Here is a 19,823-nt window from a genome sequence, read left to right on the forward strand (position 1 = left end):
TACTCTTTCAAAGCGCTTTGAGTCAACGACAAGCTCAGCCTGAAGGATGGGGGACGTACGTGGCGCGATGGGCCGCATGACCCGACCTGACGCCCAGTTTCCTTTGCGTCCCGACCTGCCGTCGCCACGGATCGCTCCGGACTCCGCCCAATTGCCACCATGATTTCCGGTTAATTCGCCGACAAAATAGACACTTTCCAGTCCAAGGATCGACGCTGTGCCCACCTACACCGGTACCTCCGCCTCTGAATCCCTGACCGGCTCGACCAGTGCCGACACCCTGTTTGGCCTCGCCGGTGACGATACTCTCGCAGGTCTTGCCGGCAACGACCGGATCGAAGGAGGCGATGGGTTCGACCTTTCGAACTACTCTGCCTCAACAACTGCTGTCGTGGTGAACCTGCTGACCGGCAGCGCCACAGGTGGCCATGGGACCGACACGCTTCTCGGCATTGAAGGCGCGATCGGTGGATCGGGCGCAGACAACCTGACCGGCGATGCCAATGCCAATGCCTTCTTCGGCGGCGCGGGCAATGACTCGATCTTCGGCGGCGATGGCGACGACACCATCATGGGGGGCACGGGCAACGACAACCTTCAAGGGGGCGTTGGCCTTGATGTCATTACCTATGCCTCATCCAGTTCGGGCGTGGTGGTCAACCTTTCCACCGGGGCGGTCACGGGCGGCGACGGGACCGACACGATCTCGGGGTTCGAGAATGTCATCGGATCTGCGTCGAACGACACGATCACCGGCGATGCAAACGACAATGTCGTCGCGGGCGGCGCGGGCGCTGACAGCCTGACCGGCGGCGCCGGGGTGGACGTGCTGGACTACTCCACCTCGACCGCCGCCGTTGTCATCGACCTGACGGTCACCACGCAAAGCGGCGGACATGCCGAAGGCGACGTCGTCGCGGGGTTCGAGGGGATCATCGGATCTGCCTTTGACGACACCCTTACTGGCGATGCCAACAACAACACGTTCATTGGCGGCGCGGGGGCGGATTCCATCATCGGTGGCGATGGGAACGATACCGCCGACTACTCGCGATCATCCGCCGGCGTCGCCGTCAATCTCGCAACACTGGTGTTTTCGGGCGGCGATGCTGCCGGAGACAACCTGGCAGGCATAGAATACATCGTCGGGTCCGCCTTTGATGACACGATCACCGGCGCCTTGGCCGCCAACCTGCTTGTCGGCGGGGCCGGGGCCGACGCCCTCTCCGGCGGCCTTGGCGCGGACACAATGATCGGCGGGACCGGCAACGACACGTTCACGGTCGACGGGTCCACCGATGTCGTTACCGAAGCCGCAAACGAAGGCACAGACCTGGTTCGCTCCTCGGTCGATTGGGTGCTTGGCGCCAACTTCGAGAACCTGACCCTTATCGGCGACGGGGACATTACAGGTGATGGCAATGACCTCGCCAACCTCATCAACGGCAATTCCGGCACCGGCATCTTCGTCGCCAAGGGGATGAACCTGCTGCGCGGCTTTGGCGGGAACGATACGATCAACGGTCTCGGCGGCACGGATACCATCGACGGAGGCACCGGAGCAGACAGGATGTCCGGCGGCAAGGACGGCGACACCTACTATGTGGATGACGCTGGAGATGTTGTCATCGAGAAATCCGGCGAGGGCGTGGACCGGGTCTACTCTTCCGTTTCACGCACACTCGAAGCCTTTGTCGAACACCTGTATCTCACCGGGACAGACTCGCTCTCCGGCACCGGAAACGTGGCGAACAATTCGATCCAGGGCAATGACGGCAACAATGCCCTTTATGGCCTTGCGGGCAACGACACGCTGAACGGCGGTCTCGGCGATGACACCCTGGACGGCGGGGCCGGCAAGGACAACATGGTGGGTGGCGCCGGCAACGACACCTACTACGTCAGCCAGATCGACGACAGCATTACCGAATTGGGCGGGAACGGCACCGATGCCGTGATCGCGGGCTTCTCCTACGATCTTTCGGTCGCCATGGCCGGCTCGATTGAAAACCTGACCCTCACTGGAACGGGCGATTTCAACGGCATAGGCAATGGGACTGCGAACACGATCACCGGCAACGTGGGCGCGAACTCCCTGACGGGCGGTTCGGGCAATGACACGCTGTTCGGCGGCGATGGCAATGACACGCTGGAAGGGGGAACCGACACGGACTCTCTTGTCGGCGGAAAGGGCGATGACGTCTACATCGTGCGGGACCTTGACGTGATCGTCGAAGTCGCAGCGCAGGGCACAGACGTGGTTCAGGCCTTTGTATCGTTCGCGCTGGCCGCGAACCTGGAAAGCCTTGTCCTGATGGGCACCAGCGGCCTCAGCGGAACCGGGAACACCGTGGCCAATCGACTTACCGGGAACGGCGCCAACAACCTGTTGTCAGGCCTTGAGGGTGCGGACACGCTGGATGGCGGGGCCGGCAACGACACGCTGAATGGCGGGGCCGGGGCGGATTCGATGATCGGCGGCCTTGGCAATGACACGTTCGTCGTGGATCACGGAAGCGACGTGATTGTCGAACTGGCCGGCGAGGGCACAGACCTTGTTCAAGCCTCCGTTGCCTACACGCTCAGCGGAGAGCTGGAAAACTTGACGCTGACCGGCGCGGGTGCAATCACCGGCACCGGCTCTGCCATCGCCAACATCATCACCGGGAACACCGCCGCCAATCGGCTCAGCGGCATGAACGGCGACGACACAATCTATGGCGGCGACGGCAATGACACCCTTGACGGCGGAGCGGGAACCGATTCGCTCGTTGGCGGGCTTGGCGATGACCGCTTCATCCTCGACTCTGCCTCCGACCGCGTGAGCGAGTCATCAGGCGGCGGCACGGATACCATCGAGATCGGGGTCAGCTACAGCCTTGTAACCTATTTCGAGAACCTCATCCTCACCGGAACCGCCGCCATCAACGGCGAGGGCAACACCGCAGCCAACACGATCACCGGCAACAGCGCCGCCAACCTGCTGAACGGCGGAAGCGGCAACGACACGCTTGTCGGCGGAGACGGCAACGACACCCTCGACGGCGGGAACGACATCGACTCCATGTCCGGCGGACTTGGAGACGACCAGTACATCGTGGCAAACGTCGGTGACATCGTGGTCGAGGCGGCGAGCGCCGGGTCTGACCGCGTGCTGAGTTCCATCAGCTACACCCTGACTGTGAATGTCGAGACGCTGGAACTTCAGGGTTCCTCGGGCCTGTCGGGCACCGGGAACGCCACTGCAAACAGGATCAACGGCAACACCGGCAACAACCTGTTGTCCGGCCTTGAGGGTGCAGACACGCTGGACGGCGGGGCCGGCAACGACACGCTGAATGGCGGGGCCGGGGCGGATTCGATGATTGGCGGCCTCGGCAGTGACACGTTCGTCGTGGATCACGGAAGCGACGTGATTGTCGAACTGGCCGGCGAGGGCACCGACCTTGTCGAGTCCTCCATCGCCTATACCCTGAGCGGTGAAGTGGAGAACCTGACGCTGACCGGGGCGGGCGCAATTGCGGGCACCGGCTCCAGCCTGGCCAACGTTCTCACCGGGAATGCCGCCGCCAACCGGCTCAGCGGCATGGACGGCAACGACACGATCTACGGCGGCGAAGGCAACGACACGCTGGACGGCGGAGCAGGTGTCGACTCGCTCGTTGGCGGGCTTGGCGATGACCGCTTCATCCTCGGCGCCACCACCGACCGCGTCAGCGAAGCCTCGGGCGGTGGCACGGATACCGTGGAAATCGCGGTGACCTACAGCCTTGGCAACTACATCGAGAACCTGGTCCTCACCGGAACCGTCGCCATAGACGGCGAGGGAAACTCCGCAGCCAACACGATCACCGGCAACAGTGCTGCCAATCTTCTGGAGGGCGGGAGCGGGAACGACACGCTTCTCGGCGGAGACGGCAACGACACCCTCGACGGCGGGAACGACATCGACTCCATGTCCGGCGGGCTTGGAGACGACCAGTACATCGTGGCAAGCGTCGGTGACATCGTGGTCGAAGCGGCAAGCGCAGGTTCCGACCGCGTGCTCAGTTCCATCAACTATACCCTGACCGCGAACGTCGAAACGCTGGACCTGCAAGGGAGTTCGGGCCTGTCGGGCACGGGCAACAGCACTGCAAACCGGATCAACGGCAACAGTGGCAACAACCTGCTGTCCGGCCTGGAGGGCGATGATACGCTTTACGGGGCAGGCGGAAACGACACGCTTGTCGGTGGCACGGGTGCCGACCGCTTCGTGTTCAACGCCGGTTCTGGCGGGACCGATAGCATCTCGGACTTCAACCAGATCGACGGCGGCGCCAGCGAAGGCGACCTGCTCGAGTTCCAGGGATTGCTGACGGGGACCTTCGCCTGGCTGGGCACAGGCAGCTATACCGACACCGGCAACACCGAAGCGCGCCTTGTCGGAGATACGGTGACCATCGACACCGATGGCAACGGCAGCACGAACATCACCATCAGGATCATAGGACTGGATTCTGCAACGGATTTGACAGCTTCCGACTTCCTCTTCACCTGAGCGGGTGACACTGCGCCAAACTTCGGTACTCTGGACGCTCAACCGCCCGGAGTTCTCCATGCCGTCGTTGCGCCTCGCCCGTCAGTCCCTTGCCGTCTGCCTCGTCGCCTGTCTGGTTCTACCTGCGGCTGCACAGACTTCGGGCTCTCAGGCTTCCGCGCCGTTGCCCGCCGTGATCGTTGCCCCCGCGACGATGGAAGAGGTTGGCGCATCGGCGCGCTTCAACGGTCGGGCCGTGGCCGTTCAAAAGGTCGACCTGCGCGCGCGCGTTAGCGGTTTCCTGGTTGAGCAGGGTTTCAAAGAGGGCGCAGCCGTCGAACAGGGACAAACGCTGTTCTGGATCGATGATGGCGAATATGCAGCTGCCTTGGCCCAGGCCGATGCATCTGTTGCGGCGGCTGAGGCGTCGCTGACGCTCGCCAACCTGGAGTTCGAGCGGCAGAACGAACTTCTGAACCGCAAGACCGGCACGCAACAGAACGTGGACCGCACCAAGGCCGAGGCCGACAAGGCCAAGGCCGAGGTCGACCGCTTGAAGGCACAACGAGACGTGGCGGCACTGAACCTGTCCTACACGATCATCACGGCCCCCTTTGCCGGCCAGATAGGTCTTGCCAATGCCGATGTCGGCGCACTGGTCGGCCCTGACACCGGCCCGCTGGCCACCATCGTCCAGTCGAACCCGATCTATGTGGAGTTTCCAGTCCCCGAACGGGTGCTTCTGGAAACCGAAGCCGCAGTGAAGGCCGCCGGTGCAGGGCCGGTCGCGATTTCGCTGACCCTTTCGGACGGCAGCGTCTTCCCGAACGAGGGTCGCCTGAACTTCGCCGACGTCGAGGTTTCGGAATCCACCGACACGATCCTTGCCCGCGCCGTGTTCGACAACCCCGATGGGGTGCTGCGCGACGGCTCGTTGGTCTCGGTTACCATCAAGGGCAACATCGGCGGGGCCGAACTGACCGTGCCGCAGCAGGCCGTGCAGCGTGACGTGACCGGCGCCTATGTCCTGACCGTCGGCGATGATGGCACGGTCGAACGCAAGCCCGTCACCGTATCGCGCACCGTGCAGGGCCTGGCGGTCATCACCGAAGGACTGACCGAAGGTGAAATGGTCATCACCGAGGGCGTCAACAAGGCCCGCCCCGGCGCCAAGGTTGACGCTGCACCGGCCGAGGCGAACTGACATGATCGCCGATACCTTCATCCGTCGCCCGCGGCTCGCCGCGGTCATCTCGATCGTGATGTTCCTCGCGGGCTTGATCGCCCTGACGCGGATGCCCATCGAGCAGTATCCGAACATCACGCCCCCGGTGGTGTCCGTCACCGCCACCTACCCCGGCGCTGGCGCCGAGGTCACGGAAGCCACCGTCGCCCAGGTGATCGAGGACAAGGTCATCGGCGTGGACAACATGATCTACATGTCGTCCACCTCCAATGCCGACGGTTCCTACACACTGAACGTCTCGTTCGAGGTCGGGACCGATCCCGACATCGCCACCGTCAACGTGCAGAACCGCGTCTCCCTGGCCGAACCGATGCTGCCGGCCGAGGTCAAGCAGACCGGCGTCTCGGTCGCCAAGAAGTCCCCTGCCCTGCTTCTGGGCGTGGCGCTGGTGTCGGAAGACCCGTCCATTACCGGCCCGACACTGACCAACTTCGCCCGCACCACATTGCTGGACCAACTGAAGCGTGTGAACGGCGTGGGCGACGCCTCCGTTTTCGGGGCAAACGAATTTGCGATGCGCGTCATCCTCGACACCGATCGCCTGGCCGCCTTTGACCTTGTCCCCGCCGATGTGGCGAACGCGATCAAGACGCAGAACCTGCAGGCCGCCATCGGCCGCATCGGTGGCCAGCCGATGACCAAGGATCCGACGCTTCAACTCACCATCGTCACCCAGGGCCGGCTGTCCGACCCCGAAGAATTCGCCCGGATCAAGATCCGCTCCAACCCCGATGGCTCCACCGTAACCGTCGGGGATGTGGCGAGTGTCCAACTCGGCTCCAAATCCTCCGATGTGCAAAGCTGGTTCAACGGCGCGCCCGGTACTCTGATCGGCGTCTACCTCGCCCCCGGCGGCAACGCACTTTCCGCGGCCGACGGAATCAAGGCCGTGATGGACCGCATGGCGCCGGAAATGCCGCCCGGCATCGGCTACCGCATCATCGCGGACAACTCGGTCTTCGTGAAGGAAAGCATCCACGAGGTGCAGAAGACGCTGATCGAGGCCTTCGCCCTCGTCGTCCTGGTCGTCTTCATCTTCCTCGGCTCGCTCCGCGCCACGCTGATCCCGGTCATTGCCGTGCCCGTGGCCCTTGTCGGCACCTTCGCCGTCATGATGGCGCTTGGCTTCACCATCAACACCGTCTCGCTTCTGGCTATGGTGCTGGCCATCGGCATCGTGGTCGATGACGCCATCGTCGTGGTCGAGGCAGTCGAAGCCAAGATGGAGGCCGACCATTCGCTCACCCCCGCCCAGGCGGCCAGCGCCGCCATGGGCGAGATCACGGGCGCCATCCTCGCCATCACCCTCGTCCTTCTGTCGGTCTTCGTCCCGACCGCATTCATCCCCGGCATCTCCGGCCAGTTGTTCCAGCAGTTCGCCGTGACCGTCTCGGTCTCCATGGTGCTGTCGGCAATCAATGCGCTCACCCTTGCGCCCGCGCTTTGCGCCATCGTGCTGAAGCCCCACCACGGACCAAAGCGCGGCGTCATGGGCTGGATCTCGCGCAAGATCGACCGGGCGCGCGACGGCTATGCCTGGGTCGCCGGCGGCATCGCGCGGCGTGTTCTGATCGGCGTCCTCATGCTGGCGGGCGCCATGGTGCTGACCGCTGGCCTGTTCCGGGCCGTGCCCACCGGCTTCCTGCCGAACGAAGATCAGGGCTATTTCCTGGTGGAAACCCGCCTGCCCGAAGCCGCCTCGGTCAACCGCACCGCCGAAGTCCAGGCGCGCATCGCCAAGATCCTGCAGGATCTGCCCGGCGTGGATTCCGTGGTGTCCCTTCCCGGCTATTCGATGCTCGACGGTGCCGTGCGGTCCAATGCAGCCGTGGCCTTCGTGACCATGCAGCCCTTCGAAGACCGGCCCACCCTGGCAACCTCGGTCTTTGCCGCGATCCGCGCCACCGTGCAGGAAACCGCTGGCATCCGCGAGGCGCAGGTCATCCCGTTCAACATGCCGCCGATCCCCGGGCTTGGCACCGGATCGGGTTTCGAATTCAAACTGCTCGATCCCCAGGGCCACCCGCCTGCCGAACTGGCAGCCACGGCGCGCGGGCTGGTTCAGGCCGCGAACCAGAACCCGGATTTGTCGGGCGTCTACACCACTTTCTCGGCGGAAACCCCGCAGTTGTACCTCAATGTGGACCGGGACCGGCTCTATACGCTTGGCGTCACCATTTCGGACCTGTTCAACGCGCTGCAATCCACGCTTGGCACCTATTATGTCAACGACTTCAACCTGTTCGGCCGTGCCTGGCAGGTGCAGATGACAGCAGCCGAGGATGACCGCTCCCGCGTCGACGACATCTCGCGCATCCATGTGCGGTCCTCCACCGGCGCCATGGTGCCCGTGGGCGCGGTGGCCTCGGTCGATTTCACCGTGGGGCCCTCCTCGCTCTTGCGCTACAACAATCAGCGCGCCGTGACGATCTCCGGCAACCCTTCGGTCGGGGCCTCTTCAGGCCAGGCGATTGCGGCCATGGAAGAGGTGGCGAAAGCCAACCTGCCGCCCGGTTACAGCTACGACTGGACCGGCACGGCACTGCAAGAGAAGGAGGCCGCCGGCCAGACCACGGCCATCCTCGCCCTCTCGCTGCTCTTCGCCTTCCTGTTCCTCGTGGCGCTTTACGAAAGCTGGACGATCCCGGTTCCGGTGATGCTTTCGGTGACCTTCGGCGTGGCGGGCGCCATGGGTTCGCTTTGGCTCGCGGCCAAGTTCGTGCCGCAGATGGCCTTCAACGTCTATGCGCAGATCGGCCTTGTCGTGCTGATTGCGCTGGCCGCCAAGAACGCCATCCTCATTGTCGAGTTCGCCAAGGCCCGCCGCGAACAGGGCGTGCCGATCCTCGACGCCGCCATCGAAGGCGCAGCCGCCCGCTTCCGCGCCGTGATGATGACCTCCTTCGCCTTCATCGCCGGCCTCATCCCGCTGGTGCTGGCAACCGGCGCCTCGATGTTCTCGCGCCGGTCGGTCGGCACCGGCGTGGCCGGGGGGATGCTGACAGCGGCCCTGATCGGCATTTTCGTGATTCCCGCGCTTTACGTCCTGTTCCAGTCCTTGCGTGAACGGGTGAAGGGCAAGAAGCCCGCAGCCTGACCTCAGGCGGCAGATCGCGGGGCGCCCCGCCCTGCGATCTCGTCCCGCATCAGATCGTCTATGAACAGCGATAGAAGCTGCGGCCTGCCAGACACTCCCGCCTTGCGGTAGATGGCATTGGTCTGCGCCTTGACCGTGCCTTCCGAGGTGTTGCGCAGGACGGCAATCTCGGCCAGCGACAGGCCCTTGATGGCGAACAGGGCAACGTCCCGCTCGGCCGGCGTCAGCCCCCATTCTGCAAACCGCTCGTCCAGCAGGTCCATGAACGCGCCGGAGGCGCGCCTCAGCCGCTCGCGCGCCAGATTCCGCTCGCGGATCGCCCGCATCAGCATCACCGCCCCGAACCCCATGCCAAGCACAAGTCCGATGGCTGCACCGATTTCCATAAGTTCCCGGGTTTCCCAGTTCAGCGGTTCCGTCTCCAGACCAAGAACCGAGGCGACGATGTCGGAAATGAAAAACACCGCGCAGGCGGCTTGCAGAACAAAGACAACAGCGATGGCGAGGCCTCCCTTCACGCGCGCATCCTGTTGAAACACCCGGTGTCAGTCATCCTTGTCGTCACCGCCATTGTCCCCGCCGCCACGGTCGCCACTGCCGCCCCCACCGTTATCCGACCGCGATCCACCACCGGACCCGCTTCCAGAGGACCCACCACCGGAAGACCCCTTCCCGGAGGAATCGTCGCGGTCATCATCGCCACCGCCGCTTCCGCTGCGGTCCCCGCCCCCGTCGTCGCTCCCCCCGTCGTCGCTCCCCCTGTCATCGCTCTGGCTGCTGTCATTGCCGCCGCTGTCATCATCGTCATTGCCGCCATTGCCGCTGCCGGACCGCTCAGAACGTCCCGACGGCCCTGAACCAGACGAGCCGTCGCGCCCAACACCGTTTTCGACCAGCCAGAGATCGCGCAGGATTTCACCGGTGTTCGGGTTCAGCACAATCTCGCGCCGCCGCCCGTTCCGTTCGGCGACGATGCGCAGCCTGCCAAGAAGCGTGCGTGACAGCACGATGTCGCCATATCCTTCGCGGCGCAGCTCCGACAGCAGGGTGTCAGCGTAGCCCTGGGCAAAGCTGCCGCCTGCCCCCGAAAGGAGTGCAGCGAGGCCAAGCAGGAAGGCGCGTCGGATCATCATCGGGCCTCGAACGGGCCGAAGCCCGGGTTGTTTTTCCACGGTGGATCGCGGCCCGGCACGCATCGGGCCGGAAGAGCCGGATCAGTCGTCGCTTCCGCCCCGGCCGCTGTTGTTGCTCCCACGGTTGTCGTCGCCGCCGCGGTTGCCACCATGGTCATCACCGTTGTCATGGTTCGCACCGTCGTCCGACCCGCGACCCCCACGGTCATCGCTGCCGCTGTCGTCGCTGCCACGACCGCGGCCGCGCCCACGATCGTCATCGTTGCCATCATCATCGCTCGAATCGTCCCGGCCGACTGCACTCACACGCACGAAGTCCCGATCGCGCTGCCGCACCAGGATGCCATTGCGGATATCGTCTTCGGCCTCGGTGGCCCCGGCCTCCTGCTTCAGGATGGCCCCGGTCACAGAGTCATAGACCGCCTCGACCTTCTGCCCCCCGCGAATGCCTTCCACTTTCACCTGGCTGCGGCCAACCGTGACCTCGACGGCGCTATAGCCTTCGGCAAACCACTGCCGGCCAAGCGCGGCAGGGTCGATGGCAGCCTGCGCGGCGGACGTCGCAAGAAAGACCACCGTGGCAGCAAGATGTGCAATGCGTGTCATGTCCGTATCCTCGTTCCAGGGGCGCTCGGCCCGGATGTGCCCAGCCTCGTTCCGGCTGCCGGGCCATCTGGCGCCCAAGGCACAGACCAGCCCATTGCCCCCCGGTTTAGGAAGGACCGCATCGGCGCGAGATTTGCACGTCTAAACCGCGGTTTAAGACCTTGGTCCGGGTCGTCCCCGACCCTTCGTCGGACCCCTTGGGCGGCATCGGTCCGACCCAGAAGAAAGCCCCCCGCCGGCTGTCCGGCAGGGGGCTCTTGCATCACGAATCGAGTGGATGTCAGACCTTCATGTCCACGCCCAGATGGCGGGCAACGGTGAAGATGTCCTTGTCGCCCCGGCCACACATGTTCATCACGATGATATGGTCCTTGGGCAATTTCGGCGCGATCTTCATCACATGGGCCAGCGCGTGGCTCGGCTCCAGAGCCGGGATGATGCCTTCCAGCTGGCAAGACAACTGGAACGCCTCCAGCGCTTCGGCATCGGTGATGCTCACATATTGCGCCCGGCCCGTATCGTGCAGCCAGGCATGTTCCGGCCCGATTCCAGGATAGTCGAGGCCGGCGGAAATGGAGAACCCCTCCAGGATCTGACCGTCTGCATCCTGCAGAAGATAGGTGCGGTTGCCATGCAGCACGCCGGGCCGCCCGCCCGTCAGGCTCGCACAGTGCTGCATCCGGTCGTCCACGCCCTTGCCACCCGCCTCGACCCCGATGATGTTCACCGAAGGATCGTCCAGGAACGGATAGAACAGCCCCATGGCGTTCGATCCGCCGCCGATCGCCGCGATCACCGTGTCGGGCAACCGCCCCTCGCCCTCCTGCTCGGCCAACTGCCAGCGCACTTCCTTGCCGATGATCGACTGGAAGTCGCGCACCATGGCCGGATAGGGATGCGGCCCCGCCACCGTGCCGATGCAGTAGAACGTGTCGCGCACATTGGTCACCCAATCGCGCAGCGCATCGTTCATCGCGTCCTTCAGCGTGCCGCGGCCCGAGGTCACGGGGATGACCTGCGCCCCCAGAAGCTTCATGCGGAACACGTTCGGCGCCTGCCGTTCCACATCATGCGCGCCCATGTAGACCACGCATTGCAGCCCGAACTTGGCGCAGACCGTGGCCGTGGCCACGCCGTGCTGGCCCGCCCCGGTCTCGGCGATGATGCGGGTCTTGCCCATGCGGCGGGCCAGGATGATCTGGCCCAGGACGTTGTTGATCTTGTGCGCGCCGGTGTGGTTCAACTCGTCGCGCTTCATGTAGATCTTGGCGCCGCCCAGGTGGTTCGTCAGCCGCTCGGCAAAGTACAGCGGCGAGGGGCGGCCGACATAGTGCTTCCACAGCCAGTCCATCTCTGCCCAGAAGCTCGGGTCGGTCTTGGCATGTTCATACCGGGCTTCCAGTTCCAGGATCAGCGGCATCAGCGTTTCCGAAACGAAGCGCCCACCAAAGATGCCGAAGCGCCCGGCCTCGTCCGGCCCGGTCATGAAGCTGTTGATCCCGTCCTCGGCCATTGCGCCCTCCATCTCTGCCGGTCTGGTGTAGCGCCCGGAACCCGCCGGGGAAAGGGGGCTGTCTCCCCCTCTTGGCCTTCGACCAATTCACCCCCCCAAGGATACATGCCGGAAAGAAGATGAGCGCGGCGGCCCCCTCCTGCTCAGGCCCCCTCGATGCGCCGGGGACGGATCCGGGCGGGGATTCCCATCGCGACATGGCCGCCGGGCACGTCCTTCAGCACCACCGCATTGGCGCCAACCGCCGCATGCGGCCCAAGTGTAACCGGCCCCAGGACCCGCGCCCCGGCGCCGATGTCCACATGGCCCGCCAGCCGCGGCACACCAGCGCGGTGATCCGTGTTGCCCAGGGTCACCTGCTGGAAGATTAGGCAGTTCGGCCCGATCTCCACCTCGGGATGGATCACAACTCCATTGGGATGCGGCAGAAGAAGGCCTCCGCCAATGCGCACCGTCAGCGGAATCTCGGCTCCCGTGATCACCGACCAGAAGCGATGCTGCAGCACCCACCAGCGCGCGGCGATCCCTGCTCCGCGGGCCCGGGCGGCCTGATAGCGGCGAATTGACCGCAGCAGCCGCCGCGAGGGGTCCCAGAACCGGCGCGGCTCCTCGCGCGACCAGTCCGGCACATCGGCCGAAACGCCCGCAACCTCTCCCGGACCGTCACCCTGCACGACTCGGCCTCCTTGCCTCGTGGGCCACCTTCCCTTTTTGCCGCCCGCCGCGAAAGGCCCTCCGCTGGTGACAGGCCATTGACAGCCGGGGGGCCGCTGCCGATACCGGCGCGGTCCTCGACGCTCCCAAGGGGCCCCCATGCGCATCCTCGATCACACCCGCATCCCGGAACTGCCGAACCCGTATTTCGGCAAGGTGCGCGACTGCTACGACCTGCCTGCCACCGCGACCGAACCGGCGCGGCGCATCCTCATCGCGTCGGACCGCATCTCGGCTTTCGACCGCATCCTGGCCTGCATCCCCTTCAAGGGCCAGGTGCTGACCCAGCTTGCCCGCTACTGGTTCGAGGCGACGGCGGACATCTGCCCCAATCATGTGCTGTCCTACCCTGACCCCAATGTCGTGATCGGCCGCAAGGTCACCATCCTGCCGGTGGAAATCGTGGTGCGCGGCTACCTGGCCGGCACTACGGGCACCTCGGTCTTGACGCTTTACAACAAGGGCCAGCGCCGGATGTACGGGCACGACCTGCCCGACGGCCTGCGCGCCAACCAGGCCCTGCCCGCGCCGATCATCACGCCGACCTCCAAGGCCTTCGACGGCGGCCATGACGAGCCGCTGACGGCGGAAGAGATTGTGACGCAGGGCCTTCTCACCCAGGCGCAATGGGATGAGGTCTCGGCCCATGCCCTTGCGCTCTTTGCGCGCGGCCAGAAGATGGCGGCCGAGCGCGGGCTGATCCTGGTGGACACGAAATACGAGTTCGGCACCGACGAGGCCGGGCGCATCCTCATCGCCGACGAGATCCACACGCCCGATTCCTCGCGCTATTGGATCGCCGAGGGATACGAGGCGGCCTTCCAGGCCGGCACACGCCCGCCCAGCTTCGACAAGGACGTGATCCGGTCCTGGGTCGCCGAACGCTGCGACCCGTACCATGACCCGATCCCTCAGATTCCGGCCCAGATGATCGAGGCCACTGCCCAAGTCTATATCGACGCCTACGAACGCATAACCGGCAAGTCCTTTGAGCCCGATACGACCGGCGAGTCACCGCTCGCGCGGGTTCGGGCCAACCTGCGGCCCTGGTTCACCGCCTGACGGCTGATGTTTGCGCTAACATGACGATCCGCTAGGATGGCGGCACCACAAGGGGGAGGACGGCCATGATTCTCAGCTGCGGCGAGGCCCTGATCGACATGCTGCCGCGCACATCCACGGCGGGCGAGGCCTGTTTCGCGCCCTATGCCGGAGGTGCGGTTATGAACACCGCCATCGCGCTCGGCCGGCTCGGCTCTTCGTCGGGCTTCCTCACCGGCCTCTCCTCGGATCTCATGGGCGATGTGCTCAAGGAAACGCTCACGGCCGCCAACGTGAACCTCGACTACTGCGTCCGCTCTGACCGCCCCACCACGCTTGCCTTCGTCAAGCTGACGAACGGCCATGCCAGCTACTTCTTCTACGACGAGAACACCGCCGGCCGCATGATGACCCTGGCCGACATGCCGGTCCTTCCCGCCACCATCAGCGCCTATTTCTCCGGTGGCATCTGGCTGGCCGTCGAACCTTGCGGATCGGCACTGGAGGCCCTGTTCCTGCGCGAGGCGGGCAACCGCGTGACGATGATCGACCCGAACGTGCGCCCCTCCTTCGTGAAGGACCGCGCCGCCTATACCGCCCGCATCGACCGCATGATCGCCGCCGCCGACATCGTGAAACTGTCCGACGAAGACGCCGTCTGGCTCTACGGCGCCTGCGACCCGACGGCGATCCTCGCCAAGGGCACCAAGGTCGTCCTCATCACCGAAGGCGCGAAGGGCGCAACCGCCTACACCGCCCGCGGCTCGGTCCATGTCGATACGCCGAAGATCACCGTGGCCGACACCGTAGGCGCGGGCGACACCTTCAACGCGGGCTTCCTGGCCGCGCTCGACCGCGCCGGGCTTCTCTCGAAAGCCGCCGTCGCCAGCCTGTCCGACGCAGCCCTTACCGACGCCCTGTCACTCGGCACCCGCGCCGCCGCCATCACCTGCTCGCGCCCCGGCGCCAACCCGCCCTGGGCACACGAGCTGTGAGGCCCACCCCGTGAGAGCCGTCGTCCAGCGCGTCAGCCACGCCTCCGTCACCGTGGGCGACCGCGTCACGGGCGAAATCGGGCCGGGCCTGATGATCCTCGTCTGCGCCATGCAGGGCGATACCGAGGCCGAGGCCGACAGGCTGGCCGCCAAGATCGCCAAGCTGCGCATCTTCAAGGATGCCGCCGACAAGATGAACCTCTCGGTGAAGGACACCGGCGGCGCGGCCCTTGTCGTCAGCCAGTTCACCCTGGCCGCCGACCTGCGCGGCAACCGCCCCGGCTTTTCCACCGCCGCCCCGCCGGCCGAGGGCGAAAGGCTCTATGACCACTTCTCTGCACGCCTTGCCGCCGAAGGCATCGCGGTCGCCAAGGGCGAGTTTGGCGCGGACATGGATGTCCGGCTCCTGAACCAGGGCCCCGTCACCATCTGGCTGGACACAGCCGCGCCCTGACGATCAGTTCTTGAACGGGTTCGAGGGCGAGGTAGCAGGCAGCGCATCGCCGCACTGAAACAGCGCGTCGATCGCCGCGCGCGACCCCGCCAGGGAATAGCTCTGCACGTCCTCGCCTTCCTCGGTGCGCAGATACAGCACGTTGCCCCGCGCCACCTCGTTGATGAATCGCGCCCCGGCATCGGCATCGCTCAGCCCGAACAGCACCGATTGCTGGTACAACTCGGCATCCGTCAGCCGCCAGGGAGATCGCCGATCGATCTCGACCTGAAGGTTCGCCCTGTCGCCCTCGCCGAAATCCCACTGCGAGGAAAAGAACACCAGTTGCACCGACCCGTCCTGGTGAATCCAGATCGAGAAGCTCTCGCCCGGATCGGACACTTCGGCATCGCAGGATATGCTTCCGTCGTCGAAGGCCACGGCCATCACCTGCCAGGCCTTGTGCGAGAAAAGCACTTCGGATTGCGGGTCCGCCAGAACTGGGCCTGCGCAGAAAAGCGCCGCCAGGAATGCCGCCGCACGCCCCATGATGCCCTCCACAAACCGATGGCTGCATGATTGGCTCGGGGCGCGATTCCCGCAAGCCCCCAGGCTAGGCCGCCCGCCAAGTGCATGGCGGGCTTGGCTCAATCCACCATATCGCAGGGCAACGTGTACTGCCCCAGGAGATGAGACATCGCCTCGGCATCGACCGGACCCGTCTTCTCCAGCCGCGCCACCAGCCCGCGCTTGCGGTCCTCCACCACCTCGCTCACCCGCACCGCGAACCCGGCCTCTGCCAGGTCATGCGACAGAACCCGCGCAATCGCGCGCTTGCGCAGATCGGGCTTGAAGACCTTTCCCACGGCGGTCTTGGGCAACTCGTCCAGGATCTCGATGTGCTTGGGCACCGCCGCCCGCTCGCTGATCTGCGCCTTGGCCCAATCGGCAAGCTCGGCCTCCGTCACCGTGGCACCTTTCATCAGTTCCACATAGACGCAGGGCAACTCGCCCGCATGTTTGTCGGGCTGGCCGATGGCCCCCGCAAAGGCCACCGCCGGATGGCGCATCATCGCCTCTTCGATCAGCGCGGGGTCGATGTTGTGCCCGCCGCGAATGATCAGGTCCTTCGCGCGCCCGGTGATGAACAGATAGCCATCCGCATCAAGCCGCCCAAGGTCGCCCGTCCGCAGATACTTCCCCGCGAACAGTCCCTTGTTGCGCTCGGCTTCCGTATAGGTGCCGCCCACCACCACGCCGGGGTTAGACACACAGATCTCGCCCACCTCGTCCACCGCGCAGTCGTGGAAGTCCCCGCCCGAAACGGGCCGCAGGATTCGCACCTCGGTATAGGGGAACGGCAGCCCGACAGAGCCGATCTTCTTCGTGCCATCCGGCGGATTCACCGCAACAAGGCAGGTCGCCTCGGTCAGGCCATAGCCTTCCACGATCTGCACCCCGGTCGCCTTCTCGAACCGGTTGTACAACTCCACCGGCAGCGCCGCCGAGCCCGAGAAAGCCCCGCGCAATGTGCTGACATCGGCATTGATCGGCCGCTGCATCAGCGCCGAAAGCGCCGTGGGCACCGCGATCAGGTAAGTGCATTTCCAGCGTTCGATCAGTTTCCAAAGGTTGTCGAAGACCCCTGCCCCGCGATACCCCGCCGGTGTCGGAAACACGACATGCCCCCCGCTCGCGATCATCGACATCAGGATCGGATGGCAGGCAAAGACATGGAACAACGGCAAGGGGCACATCACCGTGTCGGTCTCCCGGAACAACAGCCGATTGCCCAGCCATCCGTTGTAGACCATGCCGGAAACCCGGTGCTGTGCCACCTTGGGCATCCCGGTCGTGCCGCCGGTGTGGAAATAGGCCGCCACCCGATCCTCTGCCGGATCGTCAAAGCTCAGCCTGTCCGCAGGCTGCCCCGCCACGGCATGGGAAAAGTTCAGCACGCGCGCATGATGCGCCACCGGGTTCTTGGGCCGCAACAGCCGCACCAGCAGCGACTTCGGGAAAGTCAGGTACCGCACCAGATCGACCTCCAGCACGGTCTGCACGCCCGGCGCATGGCGCACCGCTTCGGCCACCTTCTGCGGCACGTCGGTCTTGGGAAAGGCGCGCAGCGTCACCACGACCTTGGCCTTCGTCTCGCGCAGGATCGAGGCGATCTGCTCCGGCTCCAGAAGCGGGTTGATCGGAGTCACGATCCCGGCCACGGCGCCGCCAAGAAGGGTGACAGCCGTTTCCATCGAATTCGGAAGCACATAGGCCACGCAATCCGTAGGCCCCACGCCCAACGACCGCAACAGGTTCGCCGCCTGGGTCACCTGCCCCATCAGCGCGTTCCAGGTCAGCGTTTCGGCCTTCGAACCCGGATCGGCCATCAGCTGATAGGTGATCGCGGGCCGCGCCCCATGCGACGCAGCCGTGCGCGCAAGAAAGCGGTAGATGGTGCGCGGCAACTCGCGCGCCTCCCAGGGCATCTCTGCCTCGATCGCGCGCAGATCCTCGCGTGTCGCGAAACTTCCCATGGTCTCCTCCCCGTCTCCCCTCTCATCCGGGGGAGTTCGGGAAAGATGGCGACAAATCAGCCCTGCCACAAGCGCCCGCCGCAGGGAGGGACGCAACGTCGGTGGCTGGCGGTCAGGCCTGTCCGTCGGTGAACTGCAGCCGCGCCAGCCGGGCGTAAAGCCCGCCGCCCGCCACAAGCTCGTCATGCGTGCCCTGCGCCACGATCCGCCCGTGCTCGAAAACCACGATGCGGTCCGCCCGCTTCACCGTGGCCAGCCGGTGCGCCACCACCAGAACCGTGCGACCCTCGCCCATGCGCTCCACCGCGGCCTGCACCGCGCGCTCGCTCTCGGCGTCCAGCGCGCTGGTCGCCTCGTCCAGCAGCAGCACGCTGGCATCGCGCAGGATCGCCCGGGCAATGGCCACGCGCTGCCGCTGGCCGCCCGACAGCATCACCCCCCGCTCGCCCAGCCAGGTGTCGTAGCCCTCGGGCAGCGCCACCAAAAACTCATGCGCCGCCGCGGCTTTCGCCGCCGCCTCCACCTCGGCATCCGTGGCTTCGGGCCGCCCGAAGCGGATGTTCTCGCGCGCCGAGGCGGCAAAGATCACCGGATCCTGCGGCACCAGCGCAATCGCCTTGCGGAAATCCGCGCGGGCCATATCCCGCAGGTCGATCCCGTCCAGCGTGATCCGGCCTTCCTGCGGGTCATAGAACCGCTGCAACAACTGCAGGATCGTGGTCTTGCCCGCACCCGAAGGCCCGACCAGCGCAACCGTCTCGCCCGGCGCCACATGCAGGCTCACGCCATCCAGCGCCGAAACCGTGGGCCGCGCCGGATAGCGGAACCGCACGTCCTGGAACGCGATCTCGCCCCGCACCGGCCGCGGCAGCGCCACCGGCCGCACAGGGTCTTGCACCGTGTCCTCCGTGTGCAGGATCTCGATCAGCCGCTCCGTCGCCCCCGAAGCGCGCTGCAACTCGCCCCAAATCTCCGAAAGCGCCCCGACCGACCCCGCCACCATCACCGAATAGATCACGAACTGCACCAGCTCGCCCGGCGTCATGCCCCCGGCCCGCACATCCCGCGCGCCGATCCACAAGACGCCCACGATGCCGGTGAACACCAGGAAGATCACGATCACCGTCATCACCGACCGCGTGCCGATCCGCGCCTTGGCCGACAGATAGGCCTTCTCGGTCACCTCGCCGAAATCGCGCTGCGTCAGCCCTTCATGCGTGAAGGCCTGCACCGTCTGCACCGCCGTCAACGCCTCGCTGGCCGACCCCGAGGACGAGGCGATCCAGTCCTGGTTCTCGCGGCTGAGCTGCCGCAGCCGCCGCCCCAGCACCACGATCGGCACCACCACCAGCGGCACCAGCAACAGCACCAGCCCGGTCAGCTTTGCCGAGGTCAGGAACAGCAGCACGAGCCCGCCCACCAGAGTCAGCAGATTGCGCAGCGCGACCGAGATCGACGAGCCGATCACCGACAGGATCAGCGTCGTGTCCGTGGTGATCCGGCTCAGCACCTCGCCGGTCAGGATGCGCTCGTAGAAGGCCGGCGACATGCCGATCACCCGGTCGAACACCGCCTTGCGGATATCGGCCACCACCCGCTCACCCAGGCGCGTCACGAAGTAGTAGCGCAGCCCCGTCCCCAGGGCGAGCAGCGCGGCAATCGCCAGCGCCGCGCCGAAATACTGGTCCAGAAGCTCTGCATCCGCGGCGCCGAACCCGTCCACCACCCGCCGCACCGCCAAGGGCAGGATCAGGCTGACCGCCGCCGTCAGGACCAGAGCCGCACCGGCAATCGCCGCATAGGACCGGTAGGGCCGGATGAACGGCACCAGACCGCGCAGCGCCCCCACCCTCTTCGACCCAGGGCGCACCTCAGACGTGTTATCGGCCATGCTCGCTTCCTTTCGCGCCCCGGCGATCTAGGCCGTTGCTCCCGCCGGGGCAAGCGGCGCGGTTGCCGCGCCCCCTTTTCCCGCCGACCTCCGCATGT

General features: G+C 65.6%; 14 protein-coding genes. 6 read left to right on the forward strand and 8 right to left on the reverse strand.

Annotation, left to right across the window (positions count from 1 at the left end):
* Positions 1–217 precede the first annotated feature (217 nt).
* The 3 genes from JO391_RS09705 to JO391_RS09715 are packed head-to-tail and all read left to right on the forward strand — an operon-like array spanning position 218 to position 8,862.
* A complete protein-coding gene (locus tag JO391_RS09705; protein ID WP_220664327.1) occupies positions 218–4,540 on the forward strand; it encodes a beta strand repeat-containing protein in 4,323 nt (1,440 codons plus the stop codon).
* A 58-nt stretch (positions 4,541–4,598) separates the two neighbouring features.
* On the forward strand, positions 4,599–5,723 hold the full coding sequence (locus JO391_RS09710) for an efflux RND transporter periplasmic adaptor subunit (RefSeq protein ID WP_220664328.1): 1,125 nt from the start codon (positions 4,599–4,601) through the stop codon (positions 5,721–5,723).
* 1 nt (position 5,724) lies between these two features.
* Positions 5,725–8,862, forward strand: coding sequence for an efflux RND transporter permease subunit (locus JO391_RS09715; RefSeq protein WP_220664329.1), 3,138 nt, complete (start codon positions 5,725–5,727; stop codon positions 8,860–8,862).
* Positions 8,863–8,864: 2 nt separating this feature from the next.
* On the opposite strand, the gene JO391_RS09720 is transcribed toward JO391_RS09715, so the two are convergent.
* From JO391_RS09720 to JO391_RS09740, 5 genes are all read right to left on the reverse strand, one after another.
* On the reverse strand, positions 8,865–9,380 hold the full coding sequence (locus tag JO391_RS09720; RefSeq protein WP_220664330.1) for a helix-turn-helix transcriptional regulator: 516 nt from the start codon (positions 9,378–9,380) through the stop codon (positions 8,865–8,867).
* Positions 9,381–9,407: 27 nt separating this feature from the next.
* Complete coding sequence (locus JO391_RS09725; protein ID WP_220664331.1) at positions 9,408–9,995, reverse strand: hypothetical protein; 588 nt, start codon at positions 9,993–9,995, stop codon at positions 9,408–9,410.
* A gap of 81 nt (positions 9,996–10,076) precedes the next feature.
* Entirely contained in the window at positions 10,077–10,601 is a 525-nt protein-coding gene (locus JO391_RS09730; protein ID WP_220664332.1) for a PepSY domain-containing protein, read from the reverse strand.
* Between the two features lie 280 nt (positions 10,602–10,881).
* A complete protein-coding gene (trpB, locus tag JO391_RS09735) occupies positions 10,882–12,114 on the reverse strand; it encodes a tryptophan synthase subunit beta (protein WP_220664333.1) in 1,233 nt (410 codons plus the stop codon).
* A gap of 143 nt (positions 12,115–12,257) precedes the next feature.
* Complete coding sequence (locus JO391_RS09740; protein ID WP_259444873.1) at positions 12,258–12,788, reverse strand: serine O-acetyltransferase; 531 nt, start codon at positions 12,786–12,788, stop codon at positions 12,258–12,260.
* A gap of 139 nt (positions 12,789–12,927) precedes the next feature.
* On the opposite strand from JO391_RS09740, the gene JO391_RS09745 reads away from it, so the two are divergent.
* From JO391_RS09745 to dtd, 3 genes are all read left to right on the forward strand, one after another.
* Positions 12,928–13,890, forward strand: coding sequence for a phosphoribosylaminoimidazolesuccinocarboxamide synthase (locus tag JO391_RS09745; protein WP_220664335.1), 963 nt, complete (start codon positions 12,928–12,930; stop codon positions 13,888–13,890).
* 65 nt (positions 13,891–13,955) lie between these two features.
* Complete coding sequence (locus JO391_RS09750) at positions 13,956–14,864, forward strand: carbohydrate kinase family protein (RefSeq protein ID WP_220664336.1); 909 nt, start codon at positions 13,956–13,958, stop codon at positions 14,862–14,864.
* 10 nt (positions 14,865–14,874) lie between these two features.
* Positions 14,875–15,318, forward strand: coding sequence for a D-aminoacyl-tRNA deacylase (gene dtd, locus JO391_RS09755; protein WP_220664337.1), 444 nt, complete (start codon positions 14,875–14,877; stop codon positions 15,316–15,318).
* A 3-nt stretch (positions 15,319–15,321) separates the two neighbouring features.
* On the opposite strand, the gene JO391_RS09760 is transcribed toward dtd, so the two are convergent.
* The 3 genes from JO391_RS09760 to JO391_RS09770 form a co-directional block, all read right to left on the reverse strand.
* A complete protein-coding gene (locus JO391_RS09760; RefSeq protein ID WP_220664338.1) occupies positions 15,322–15,846 on the reverse strand; it encodes a hypothetical protein in 525 nt (174 codons plus the stop codon).
* A 98-nt stretch (positions 15,847–15,944) separates the two neighbouring features.
* Positions 15,945–17,834 (reverse strand): acyl-CoA synthetase, encoded by a 1,890-nt coding sequence (locus JO391_RS09765; RefSeq protein ID WP_220664339.1) that lies wholly within the window; start codon positions 17,832–17,834, stop codon positions 15,945–15,947.
* Positions 17,835–17,946: 112 nt separating this feature from the next.
* The gene (locus JO391_RS09770; RefSeq protein ID WP_220664340.1) at positions 17,947–19,725 is read right to left on the reverse strand and encodes an ABC transporter transmembrane domain-containing protein; all 1,779 of its coding nucleotides are present in this window, start codon (positions 19,723–19,725) and stop codon (positions 17,947–17,949) included.
* Positions 19,726–19,823 lie beyond the last annotated feature (98 nt).

It is taken from the genome of Neotabrizicola shimadae, assembly GCF_019623905.1.
Classification (GTDB): Bacteria; Pseudomonadota; Alphaproteobacteria; order Rhodobacterales; family Rhodobacteraceae; genus Neotabrizicola; species Neotabrizicola shimadae.